Below are 11,304 nucleotides of genomic sequence, written 5' to 3'. Positions count from 1 at the left end.
CTCCATGCAAGAAACCTCAAGCCCCAAAGGGCCAGCCAAGACCCCCTCCCCCAAGTCCCAGCGCCCGACCTGGCTGAAATGGCTGTTGCGCTTTTTCTTCTGGGGGTTCGGCATTGCCGCTGCCGGCGTGCTCGCGGTGCTGTGCGTGGTGGCGGTGGCCCTGGCGGTCGCATACCCGAACCTGCCCGACATCAGTGAGCTCTCCGACTACCGGCCCAAGCTGCCGCTGCGGGTTTTCTCGGCCGAAGGCACCCTGATCGGCGAGTTCGGCGAGGAGCGCCGCAACCTCACCCCGATCTCGGCCATTCCGAAGGTCGTGAAAGACGCCGTGCTCGCGGCCGAAGACTCGCGCTTTTACGACCACGGCGGGGTCGACTACAAGGGCATGGTGCGCGCGGGCCTGGCGAACATGAACCGCGTGAAGAGCCAGGGCGCATCGACCATCACGATGCAGGTGGCGCGCAATGTCTACCTGAGCTCCGAGAAGACGCTCACCCGCAAGATCTATGAGGTGCTGCTGACCTTCAAGCTGGAGCACCTGCTCACCAAGGACCAGATCTTCGAGATCTACCTGAACCAGATCTACCTCGGCAACCGCGCCTACGGCTTTGCCGCCGCTTCCGAAGCGTATTTCGGCAAGCCGCTGCAGGACCTCACGATTGCCCAGGCTGCCATGCTGGCCGGACTGCCGAAGGCGCCGGGCGCGAACAACCCGGTCAACAACCCGCAACGCGCGCGCGGCCGCCAGTTCTACGTGATCGACCGCATGCAGGAAGCCGGCTTCATCACCGCCGAGCAGGCCGCCGAAGCCAAGAAGGAGGAACTCCACCTGCGCGACGCCGCCGACCCGAACCGCCTGCATGCCGAATACGTGGCCGAAACGGTGCGCCAGCTGATGTACGCGCAGTACGGCGACAGCACCTATACGCGCGGCCTCAAGGTCTACACCTCACTGGTGGCAGCCGACCAGGCCGCGGCCTATAAGGCGCTGCGCAAGGGCATCATGGACTACGAGCGTCGCCAGATCTATCGCGGCCCCGAGAAGTTCGTCGACCTGCCCAACGACGCCAAGGACCTCGACGAGGCCGTGGACGATGCGCTCAACGACCACCCCGACAACGGCGACGTGATGGCCGCGGTCGTCCTCAAGGCCACGCCCAAGCAGATCGATGCCGTGCGCGGCAACGGCGACCCCGTGCAGATCACCGGCGAGGGCCTCAAGCCCGCGCAGTCCGGCCTCTCCGACAAGGCCCCGCCCAACATCAAGATCCGCCGCGGCGCGGTCATCCGCGTGGTGAAGACGCCCAAGAACACCTGGGAGATCACGCAGTTGCCCGAAGTGGAAGGCGCGTTCGTCGCCATGGACCCGCGCGACGGCGCCATCAAGGCACTGGTCGGCGGCTTCGATTTCGGCAAGAACAAGTTCAACCACGTCACGCAGGCCTGGCGCCAGCCGGGTTCGAGCTTCAAGCCGTTCATCTATTCGGCGGCGCTCGAGAAGGGCTTCACCCCCGCCACGGTCATCAACGACGGCCCGCTCTTCTTCGACGCCGGCACCACCGGCGGCCAGCCGTGGGAGCCCAAGAACTACGGCGGCGGCTACGACGGCCCGATGTCGATGCGCACCGCGCTGATGAAGTCGAAGAACCTCGTGTCGATCCGCATCCTGCAGTCCATCGGCACGCGCTACGCGCAGGAGTGGATCACCAACTTCGGCTTCGACAAGGAAAAGCACCCGGCCTACCTGCCGATGGCGCTGGGTGCCGGCTCGGTCACGCCGATGCAGATGGCGGTGGGCTACTCGGTGTTCGCCAACGGCGGCTACCGTGTCAATCCGTACCTCGTGACCCGCATCACCGACCACAAGGACAAGGTGCTGGTCGACAAGCAACCCTCGGTGCTCAACGAGGCGAACCGCGCGATTCCCCAGCGCAATGCCTTCATCATGGACACGCTGCTGCAGTCGGTGGCCCGTGCCGGCACCGCCGCCAAGGCACAGGCGACGCTCAAGCGCCCCGACCTGTACGGCAAGACCGGCACCACCAACGACTCGCTCGACGCGTGGTTCGCGGGCTTCCAGCCCACCATGACGGCCATTTCGTGGATCGGCTACGACACGCCGCGCAACCTGGGCGACCGCGAAACCGGCGGTGGCCTGAGCCTGCCGATCTGGATCGCCTACATGGAGACCGCCATCAAGGGCATCCCCGTGACCGACATCGCCACCGCACCGCCTTCCGGCATCGTGAACGTGGGCGGCGAGTGGTACTACGACGACTACGCGCCGGGACGCGGCGTGGCAAGCCTGGGCGTGGAATCCGCGACTGCGGCGCCGGTGGAAGCCCTGACCGGCGCCCCGGTGAGCCCGCCGGCCCCGCCCGAGGAGCGCAACCGCATCCTCGACCTGTTCCGCAACTGACGACGAAGAAGAAGAGTCAGGCGGCCGCGAACGTCAGCGGCTGGCCTGCCTGCAGGGTCGCTTCACGCGACAGGTTGCCGAAGAATTCTTCCCCGGTCTTGGTATCGACCCACGCCTGGCCGTCGTGGCGGTAGTGGTAGCCGCCGGAACGCGCGGCAAGCCAGATTTCCTGCAGGGGCTTCTGCAGGTTCACGATCAACTGGCTGCCGTTGCGGAATGAAATCGTGATCATCCCGCCCACCCTCTGGTTGTCGACGTCGGCGTCGGTCGCATCGTTGATGCGGTCGCATCCCTGCTCAATGGCGGCGAGCGCGGCTTCGGCGCGGTCCATGTACTCGGTGTCGGTCATTACAATTTCGCTATGTTGAACGTTCGCCAAATTCTAGTGAGCACCCGCGCCCGCGCTGCGCTCATGGTCTGCCTCGCTGCAGGCACCACCGCCCTGGTTGCCTGCGGACAGCGCGGTGCGCTGTACCTGCCGACCGATCCTGCCGCCGCCGGACGAGCCACGCTGCCGCAGCTCATGACGCCCGAGAGCCTGCGGCCCTCTTCGTCCAGCTCCAGCGAGGCAGCGCCCGCACCGGCCGCTGCCGCCAGCGCACCGGCCAGCAACAGCACGGAACCGCGCAAATGAGTGCCGGCATCAACTCCATCGCCCTGCCCGGCCAGCCGCACATTGCGCAACGCGACGGCGCGCTGCACGTCGAAGGCGTCGCGCTCGAAGCGCTGGCGCGCGAGCACGGCACCCCTCTTTTCGTCTACTCGAAGCAATGGATGCTGGATGCCCTCGCGGCCTACCAGCGCGGCTTCGAGGGCCGCGACGCCCTCATCTGCTATGCGATGAAGGCCAACTCGTCTCTCGGCGTGCTGCGCGTGTTCGCGCAGGCCGGCTGCGGCTTCGACATCGTCTCGGGCGGCGAGCTGGCACGCGTGCTGGCCGTGGGCGCCGATCCGAAGAAGATCATCTTCTCGGGCGTCGGCAAGACCCGCGCGGAAATGCGCGAGGCCCTTGCCGCCGGCATCGCCTGCTTCAACGTCGAGAGCGAAGCCGAGCTCGACGTGCTCAACGAGGTGGCGCTGGCCGAGGGCAAGCGCGCGCCCATCAGCATCCGCATCAATCCGAACGTCGATCCCAAGACGCACCCCTATATCTCCACCGGCCTCAAGGGCAACAAGTTCGGCATCGCGCACGACCGCGCGGTCGAGGCGTACCGGCACGCCGCGCGGCTGCCGGGCCTGGAGGTGGTGGGCATCGACTGCCACATCGGCTCGCAGATCACCGAAGCCTCGCCCTACCTGGACGCCTGCGATCGCGTGCTGGACCTGGTCGAGGCGATCGAGGCAGCCGGCGTGCCGATCCATCACCTGGACTTCGGCGGCGGCCTGGGCATCGACTACAACGGCGAAGTGCCGCCCAAGGCCGATGCGCTCTGGCGGCAGCTGCTCGCCAAGCTCGACGCACGCAACTTCGGCCAGCGCAAGCTGGTGATCGAACCCGGCCGCTCGCTGGTCGGCAATGCCGGCGTCTGCGTGACCGAGGTGCTCTACACCAAGCCCGGTGAAGACAAGAACTTCTGCATCGTCGACGCGGCCATGAACGACCTGCCGCGCCCCGCGATGTACCAGGCCTTCCAGCGCATCGTGCCGCTGCGCAGCCGCGCCGGCGATGCACCGACCTACGACGTGGTCGGCCCGGTTTGCGAAAGCGGGGACTGGATCGGCCGCGACCGCGCGCTCAACGTGGTGGCCGGCGACCTGTTGGCCGTGCTGTCGGCCGGCGCGTACTGCATGAGCATGGCCAGCAACTACAACACGCGCGGCCGTGCCGCCGAAGTGCTGGTGAGCGGCGCCACCGCCAAGCTGATCCGCCGCCGCGAGACGATGGAAGACCAGCTGCGCGCCGAGATCGACGGCTGATTGCCGGTGCTCAGCCGGTGCGCAGCGGCTTCTCGCTGCCGCGCACCGCTACCACGGGCGGCTTCGCCTTGCGCTTGCTCGCGAAATTCCACACCCGCCACGCGAGCAGCGCGGCAATGATCGCGGCATAGACGAACACTTCCGCGAAGTTGTTCTTGCCCGCGCGCATCCAGAAGAAGTGCAGCAGCCCGAGCCCCGAGATCACGTAGACCAGCTTGTGCAGCATCTGCCAGCGCTTCGCGCCCATTGCCTTGATGGCGCGGTTGAAAGAGGTGGCCGCCAGCGGCGTCAGCAGCACGAAGGCAGAGAAGCCCACCAAAATGAACGGCCGCTTCGCGATGTCCTTGGCGATGTCGCCCCACTCGAATCCCATGTCGAACCAGCTGTAGCACAGCAGGTGCAGCACCACGTAGAAGTACGCGAACAGGCCCAGCATGCGGCGCAGGCGTGCGAGTGCATTCCACTTGGTCATCACGCGCAGCGGCGTCACCGCCAGCACGATGCAGATGAAGCGCAGCGTCCAGTCGCCGGTGGCGCGGATCAGGAACTCGGCCGGGTTGGCACCGAGCCCGTCCGTGAAGGCGCCGTAGGCCAGCCGCGCGAACGGCAGCAGGCACAGCAGGAAGATGACCGGCTTGGTCGCCGGATGCATGAGCAGCTTGTTCATGGTCGGGCGCCGGTTGCCGGGGCGCGATCAGTAGTTCTTCTTCAGGTCCATGCCCGCATACAGCTGGCCGACCTGGGCTTCGTAGCCGTTGAACATTTCGGTCTTGCGCCGCTTGGCGAACAAGCCGCCGCCGTCGCCGATGCGGCGCTCGGTCGCCTGGCTCCAGCGCGGATGGTCGACGTTCGGGTTCACGTTCGAGTAGAAGCCGTACTCGTTAGCCGCCGCCTTGTTCCACGCGGTGCTCGGCTCCTTCTCGACGAAGCGGATCTTGACGATCGACTTGGCCGACTTGAAGCCGTACTTCCACGGCACCACGAGCCGTACCGGCGCGCCGTTCTGGTTGGGCAACACCTCGCCGTACATGCCGAAAGCCAGCAGCGTGAGCGGGTGCATCGCCTCGTCCATGCGCAGGCCTTCGGTGTAGGGCCAGTCGAGCACGCGCGAGCCGACAAAAGGCATGGTCTTCGGGTCGGCCAGCGTCACGAACTCGACGTATTTGGCGTTGCCCTGCGGCTCGACGTTCTTGATCAGTTCGGCCAGCGAATAGCCGACCCACGGGATGACCATCGACCAGCCTTCGACACAGCGCAGGCGGTAGATGCGCTCTTCCTGAGCGCTGAGCTTGAGCAGGTCTTCGATGCCGAACTTGCCCGGCTTCTTGACCAGGCCTTCGACCTCCACGGTCCACGGCCGCGTCTTCAGCGTGCCGGCGTTCTTGGCCGGGTCGGCCTTGTCGGTGCCGAACTCGTAGAAGTTGTTGTAGCTCGAGACGTCTTTGTAGTCTGTGAGCTTGTCCATCGACATGGCCCCCGGCACGGCCGACTTGCCACCTGGCAGCGGCGCGAGCTTGTTGGGCCGCTCGGCCTGGGCCCAGGCTTCGCGCGAGGCGAAGCCGGCCAGCGCCGCACCCGCCGCGCCGCCCGCCATGAGCTTGAGCAGGTCGCGCCGGCCTTCGTAGGCGGCACGCGGCGTGATCTCGCTCGACAGCGGGTGGATGAAGCCGTTGTCGCTGTTGCTGCGACGGATCGGTCGGGATTGGAACGACATGGCAGGCCTTTCGCGTGAATCGTTGTGCTCAGGGTAGTTCGTGAGCAGTCCCGATTTGGTTACGCGCCGCAGCGGCGCGCGGTTTCAATTCTTCGCGAAAGACCGCAGGCCCGTGCCTACAGGGTGCCGTAGCTGTGCAGCCCGCTCAGGAACATGTTCACGCCGAGGAAGGCGAAGGTGGTGACCGCCAGTCCACCCAGCGCCCACCACGCCGCCACGGTGCCGCGCAGGCCCTTTACCAGCCGCATGTGCAGCCAGGCCGCGTAGTTGAGCCAGACGATCAGCGCCCAGGTTTCCTTCGGGTCCCAGCTCCAGTAGCCGCCCCAGGCGTCGGCGGCCCACAGGGCGCCGAGCACAGTAGCGATGGTGAAGAAGGCGAAGCCGACGGTGATCGACTTGTACATGACGTCGTCGAGCACTTCGTTGGCCGGCAGCCGCGCCGCGATGCGCTTGCGTCCCAGGAGGATGCCGGCCGCGATCAGCGCGGAAATACCCGCATAGACCACCCAGTAGCTGCCGCCGGCTTCCTGCACGCGCTGGCGGAACGCCACCGGCACGAAGCACAGCGCCACGCCCAGCAGCCAGATCGGCGTGAGCTTGTACCAGCGCTTTTCGTCGGCCTGCTCCTTGATGAGGTAGGCGAAGGCCACCATGGCCGCGAGCGAGAAGGTGCCATAGCCGATGAAGTTGGCGGGCACGTGCAGCTTCATCCACCAGCTCTGCAGGGCTGGCACCAGCGGCTGGATTTCGTGCGCCTCGCGCACGATCGTGTACCAGAGCAGGAAGCCGACCGCCGCGCTGACCACCAGCATCACGAAGGCGCCGAGCGCGCGCGTCTTGTAGCGCTCTTCGAAGTAGAGATAGAACGCGGCCGTGAGCCAGCAGAACAGCACGAACACTTCGTACAGGTTGCTGACCGGGATGTGGCCGATGTCCGGTCCGAGCTGGTGGCTTTCGTACCAGCGCACCATGGTGCCGATCAGCGCCATCGTCACGGCCGCCCAGGCCAGCCGCGAGCCAATCATGTCGAAGGTGTCCGACTGCTTGCCGCCGAAAAAGCCGAGCCAGTAGAACAGCGTGCTCATGAAGAACAGCACGCTCATCCAGAGGATGGCCGACTGGCTCGACAGGAAATACTTGAGCCAGAACACCGTGTCGGCGCGCGCCAGCTCGCCCTGGTACGAACTGATGGCCAGCAGCGACGCCGCAGCCACGATGATGGCCAGCAACCGCAGCGGCCGCCAGAACCAGCCGATGGCGATCATCGCGATCACGGCAGCGGCCAGGATCGGCTTCTCGTAGTAGTCCATCGACCCCGCGTACCGCGTGAACGCAAACAGCCCACCGGCCAGGACCAGCACCGCGAACACCCAGTCGAACGGGTTGCGGCGCGAAAGCCAGCTTTCATTGAGCGTGAGGGTCGTGGTGTTCATCGTGTCTGTGCTTCTGTCTTGCTCAGGGCGAGCAGCTTGTGCTTGAGGTGCTCGAATTCGCGGTCGCTGTCGATGGTCTTGCGATTGACCGAGAACGCCATCGTGGCCGCTGTCCCGGATGTCTCGCCTTCGGCAGCCGTGCCGTCGGGCGTCAGCCACACCCAGAGGCGGCGCTCGCGCACATACAGCATGGCAAAAATCCCGACGATCAGCAACAGGCAGCCCAGATAGACGACGTTCTTGCCAGGGGCACGCGCCACCTGGAACACGCTGGCCTGCACCTGGGTGAAGTCGGTCATCATCATCGCAACCGGGGCCGGGTAGAAATGTGCGTCGCTGATGGCCAGCACCGCCTGCGTCAGGTAGGCCTGCGATTTCTGGTCGTTCGGCAGCGCGGCAAGGCCGGCGCCTTCGCGGCCCAGGTTGAGCACCTCGAACAGCACGTCGTTGAGGATGCGCACCAGCACGCCGCCGGCGCGCTCGCGCTCGGCCTCGGGCACGTTGACTTCCATGAACTCGGCAATCGCCTGCCAGCCCCCCGCCGTGGTGGCGTCGGCCTTGGCGCGCTCGGTGCCCGCGAACAGCGCCAGCGCGCGTGTGGCCGATACGCGCAGTTGCTCGGCCATCTCCGGGCGCTTGGGGTCGGTGGCCTTCGCGATGTAGCGCTCAATGGCACGGGCGCGGGTGTCGGCATCGCCGAGCGCGGCGCGCATGCGCACGAAGCCGTCCATCGAGCCCTGCTCGTCGGCGGGCACGCGCAAGTAGCGGAACGGATCCTCGGGCTTCTCGCGCATCCCCAGCAGGAACACCGGCTGGCCGTCGCCGGTGTCGACCGGCACCATGTAGTTCTGGTACTCGCGCGCCTGGCCGGCGGCGTCGCGCAGCTTGTAGCCGATGCTCGGGCCGATGTTGCGCAGCACCTTCGGCTTGTTGGTCTTGTTGGCGGCGCCCAGGCGCGACTCGATGTCGTGGCGCAGGTCGACCTTGCGCACGTCGGCGCCGCTGCCCATGGCGCCGCCATCGGCAAAGTTCTCGACGTTGATCACGCGCAGCGCGGCGAACTCGAGCGTGAGCTTGTCGCGGCCGTTGGTGATCTCGGTGTTCGGGCCGCCGATGATGCCCTCCACCTCGAAGGGCTTGGCCGCGGCCGCCATCGGTACCGCCTTGAGCTTCACCCTGGAGCCGCCGTCGTCGAAGCTCGACTGGTAGATCTCCACGCCCTTGTAGCTGGCCGGATGGTTGACCTCGATGCGCGCCGGCACCTGCGCGCCGGTCTCGCGGTCGTGCAGCACCACCTCGCTCGCGAACAGCTTGGGCATGCCGGTCGAGTAGTAGTCGACGATGAACTTCTTCAACTCGATGGAGAACGGCAGCTCCTGCAGCAGCACGCCGTCAGACTGGTTCAGGATGGCCACGCTGCCCTGCCCGCCTTCAGGCACGAGGATGTTGCCGCGGAAGGTCGGGTTGGCGGCCGACAGGCGGTGCTCCGGCGCCACGTCGGCGATCATGCCGCCGCCGGTGAACACGCTCTTGCCGTTGAACCAGGTCTGCGCGCGCACCACCAGGTCGCCGTCGAGCAGGCCGCCGATGCACACCAGCACGATGGCGCTGTGCGCCGCGATGTAGCCCAGCTTGTGGGCACCGCCGGCGCGCGCGGCGACCATCCAGCCGGCGGCAGTCGGCCGGCTGCCGCTGGTGGCGTCGCGCCGTTGCAGCTTGACCTTCCAGCCACCGCTCACCAGCAACTGGCCGATGCGGTTGGCCGCCGCTTCGGGCGTTTCGCCGAGCCGGTTCTCGGCGCGCTGGCCGAAGGCCTTGAGGCTCTGCGCGCGGATGTCTTCCTTGAAGGTCTTGAGGTCGACCATGATGCGCGGCGTGTTGCGCGCAATGCACAGCGTGGTGCTGATCACGAGGAACAGCAGGATCAGCAGGAACCACCAGGCGCTGTAGATCGAGTCGAGCCTGGCCGCGCGGAACAGTTCGGCCCAGAACGGCCCGAACTGGTTGATGTAGTTGTTGATCGGCTCATGCTGCTTGAGCACGGTGCCGATGATCGACGCGATGCAGATGATGGTGAGCAGCGCGATCGCGAAGCGCATCGACGAAAACAGCTCCACCGCAGCGCGAAGCATCTGCGGGCCGCGATGAACGCGAAGGCCATGGGTGGAGACGGACATCGGACGACAGTAAGGAAAGAGAGGAAAAAAGCAAAAAGGCGGGCCATCCTGCTGGATCGGCCCGCCTTTTGTTTGGGGTTGTTTTCGGCGGCTGGTTCACGCTCCAGGGAGCGCCATCATCAACGCAAACCGGCAATGTAGTCGGCGACGGCCTTGATTTCCCTGTCGTTGAGCTTGGCGGCGACGCCGGTCATGGGAACGCTGTTCAGGCGCACGTTGTCGCGGAAGGCCGTGAGCTGGGCCACGGTGTAGTCGGCGTTCTGGCCGCCCAGGCGCGGGTACTGGGCGGGGATGCCGGCGCCGTTCGGGCTGTGGCAGCCGGCGCAGGCCGGGACCTGGCGCTCGCCGATGCCGCCGCGGTAGATCTTCTCGCCCAGGGCAATCGTGTCCTTGTCCTTCGAGAAGCCCGGCTTGACCTTCTTCGAGCCGACGAACCAGGCGATGTTGCGCATGTCCTCTTCGGACAGAGCCGAAGCCAGCGGCTTCATGATCGCGCTCTTGCGCTTGCCGGACTTGAAGTCCTGCAGCTGCTTGAGGATGTATTCGGGATGTTGCTGCGCCAGCTTCGGGTTGGCCGCGATGGCGGAGTTGCCGTCCGCGTTGTGGCACGAAGCACAGCTCTGGCTGTTGGCCGGCGTCGCGTTGAATACCGCGTCCCCCTTGGCGGGGTCGGGTTTGGCAGGCGCCGGGGCCGCCGCACTCGGAGCAGCCGCGTGTTCATCGGCTGCAAAACTCGCGCTGGATGCGATGCCCACGAGGGCTGCAAGCAGAATATTGGCAAACAACTTCATATCGGGGGCTTCGAATTTATGGCGCAAAACCTCACGATTCTACAATGTGGGCCTTGTTTCGAAAGTCCGTAGATGCCCTCCCCGCGCGCCAAGCCCGCTGCCTACCCTCCCCGCGCGGCTCCCGCCGCGGACCCCCAGGTCGCCGAACGCGAACGCGTGGCACTGGGCTGGTTGCACACCGCCCACTTCCTGACCAGCGCCCCCCAGCTTGAGCACCTGCCCCCCGTCGACCTGCCCGAGATCGCCTTCGTCGGCCGCTCCAATGCGGGCAAATCGACTGCCATCAACACCCTCACGCAGCAGACGCGGCTGGCCTTCGCCTCCAAGACGCCCGGCCGCACGCAGCACATCAACCTGTTCGGCATCGGCAAGCAGAAGGTCGACGATGCGGTGCTGGCCGACCTGCCCGGCTACGGCTACGCGGCCGTACCCAAGGAGGCCAAGCTGCGCTGGCAGCGCGTGATGGGCAACTACCTGATGACGCGCGAGAGCCTGCGCGGCGTGGTGCTCATGTGCGACCCGCGCCACGGCCTGACCGAACTCGACGAGATCCTGCTCGACGTGATCCGCCCGCGCGTGCAGCAGGGCCTCAAGTTCCTCGTGCTGCTGACCAAGTCCGACAAGCTCACGCGCAGCGAAGCCGCCAAGGTGCTGTCGATTACGCGACTGAACGCCGGCGGCGGCGAGGTGAAACTGTTCTCGGCGCTGAAAAAGCAGGGCGTCGGTGAAGCAGCCGAGCTGCTGTGGCGCTGGGTGCACCCGGAAGAGACTGCAGCAGCCCCCACCGAACCACCGGAGCCGCCAGCAGAGACCTGAACCACAGAACAGGCTGCATCGGCCGTCCAGCGTGCGT

The 11,304-nt window shown here is 66.4% G+C and carries 10 protein-coding genes; 4 read left to right on the top strand and 6 right to left on the bottom strand.

What is annotated here, in order from left to right; genetic code table 11:
• The first annotated feature begins 4 nt into the window (after nucleotides 1–4).
• Nucleotides 5–2,419: a penicillin-binding protein 1A gene (locus tag PMI12_RS17815; protein WP_007835212.1), complete on the top strand. Its 2,415-nt coding sequence runs from the start codon at nucleotides 5–7 to the stop codon at nucleotides 2,417–2,419.
• Nucleotides 2,420–2,435: 16 nt separating this feature from the next.
• Here PMI12_RS17815 and cyaY read toward each other — a convergent pair whose 3' ends face one another.
• Complete coding sequence (gene cyaY, locus PMI12_RS17810; protein WP_007835211.1) at nucleotides 2,436–2,768, bottom strand: iron donor protein CyaY; 333 nt, start codon at nucleotides 2,766–2,768, stop codon at nucleotides 2,436–2,438.
• Nucleotides 2,769–2,804: 36 nt separating this feature from the next.
• Between cyaY and lptM the strand changes: the two genes are divergently transcribed.
• Nucleotides 2,805–3,053 carry an LPS translocon maturation chaperone LptM gene (gene lptM / locus PMI12_RS17805; RefSeq protein ID WP_237726110.1) on the top strand — a complete coding sequence of 83 codons (249 nt, stop codon included), beginning with the start codon at nucleotides 2,805–2,807 and terminating at the stop codon, nucleotides 3,051–3,053.
• Complete coding sequence (gene lysA / locus PMI12_RS17800; RefSeq protein ID WP_007835210.1) at nucleotides 3,050–4,336, top strand: diaminopimelate decarboxylase; 1,287 nt, start codon at nucleotides 3,050–3,052, stop codon at nucleotides 4,334–4,336. The genes lptM and lysA overlap by 4 nt, the downstream gene beginning before the upstream one ends.
• Nucleotides 4,337–4,346: 10 nt before the next feature.
• On the opposite strand, the gene PMI12_RS17795 is transcribed toward lysA, so the two are convergent.
• From PMI12_RS17795 to PMI12_RS17775, 5 genes are all read right to left on the bottom strand, one after another.
• Nucleotides 4,347–5,003 (bottom strand): sulfite oxidase heme-binding subunit YedZ, encoded by a 657-nt coding sequence (locus PMI12_RS17795; RefSeq protein ID WP_007835208.1) that lies wholly within the window; start codon nucleotides 5,001–5,003, stop codon nucleotides 4,347–4,349.
• Nucleotides 5,004–5,030: 27 nt separating this feature from the next.
• A complete protein-coding gene (gene msrP, locus PMI12_RS17790) occupies nucleotides 5,031–6,050 on the bottom strand; it encodes a protein-methionine-sulfoxide reductase catalytic subunit MsrP (RefSeq protein WP_007835206.1) in 1,020 nt (339 codons plus the stop codon).
• 116 nt (nucleotides 6,051–6,166) lie between these two features.
• Nucleotides 6,167–7,483, bottom strand: a complete 1,317-nt coding sequence (gene ccsB, locus PMI12_RS17785) for a c-type cytochrome biogenesis protein CcsB (RefSeq protein ID WP_007835203.1) — start codon at nucleotides 7,481–7,483, stop codon at nucleotides 6,167–6,169.
• On the bottom strand, nucleotides 7,480–9,660 hold the full coding sequence (locus tag PMI12_RS17780; protein ID WP_007835201.1) for a cytochrome c biogenesis protein ResB: 2,181 nt from the start codon (nucleotides 9,658–9,660) through the stop codon (nucleotides 7,480–7,482). The genes ccsB and PMI12_RS17780 overlap by 4 nt, the downstream gene beginning before the upstream one ends.
• A 119-nt stretch (nucleotides 9,661–9,779) precedes the next feature.
• On the bottom strand, nucleotides 9,780–10,451 hold the full coding sequence (locus PMI12_RS17775; protein ID WP_007835200.1) for a c-type cytochrome: 672 nt from the start codon (nucleotides 10,449–10,451) through the stop codon (nucleotides 9,780–9,782).
• 72 nt (nucleotides 10,452–10,523) lie between these two features.
• Here PMI12_RS17775 and yihA point away from each other — a divergent pair, with 72 nt between their 5' ends.
• The gene (yihA, locus tag PMI12_RS17770) at nucleotides 10,524–11,267 is read left to right on the top strand and encodes a ribosome biogenesis GTP-binding protein YihA/YsxC (RefSeq protein ID WP_007835198.1); all 744 of its coding nucleotides are present in this window, start codon (nucleotides 10,524–10,526) and stop codon (nucleotides 11,265–11,267) included.
• Nucleotides 11,268–11,304 lie beyond the last annotated feature (37 nt).

It is taken from the genome of Variovorax sp. CF313, from assembly GCF_000282635.1.
Taxonomy (GTDB): Bacteria; Pseudomonadota; Gammaproteobacteria; order Burkholderiales; family Burkholderiaceae_C; genus Variovorax.
The sequence above is the reverse complement of the archived record's forward strand: the minus strand, read 5'-3'. Positions and strand labels throughout refer to the sequence as shown.

Coding starts and splice junctions, on each gene's coding strand:
- yihA (WP_007835198.1), top strand. CDS start 10,524: ATGCCCTCCCCGCGCGCCAAGCCCGCTGCCTACCCTCCCCGCGCGGCT.
- PMI12_RS17780 (WP_007835201.1), bottom strand. CDS start 9,660: ATGTCCGTCTCCACCCATGGCCTTCGCGTTCATCGCGGCCCGCAGATG.
- lysA (WP_007835210.1), top strand. CDS start 3,050: ATGAGTGCCGGCATCAACTCCATCGCCCTGCCCGGCCAGCCGCACATT.
- PMI12_RS17815 (WP_007835212.1), top strand. CDS start 5: ATGCAAGAAACCTCAAGCCCCAAAGGGCCAGCCAAGACCCCCTCCCCC.
- cyaY (WP_007835211.1), bottom strand. CDS start 2,768: ATGACCGACACCGAGTACATGGACCGCGCCGAAGCCGCGCTCGCCGCC.
- PMI12_RS17795 (WP_007835208.1), bottom strand. CDS start 5,003: ATGAACAAGCTGCTCATGCATCCGGCGACCAAGCCGGTCATCTTCCTG.
- PMI12_RS17775 (WP_007835200.1), bottom strand. CDS start 10,451: ATGAAGTTGTTTGCCAATATTCTGCTTGCAGCCCTCGTGGGCATCGCA.
- ccsB (WP_007835203.1), bottom strand. CDS start 7,483: ATGAACACCACGACCCTCACGCTCAATGAAAGCTGGCTTTCGCGCCGC.
- msrP (WP_007835206.1), bottom strand. CDS start 6,050: ATGTCGTTCCAATCCCGACCGATCCGTCGCAGCAACAGCGACAACGGC.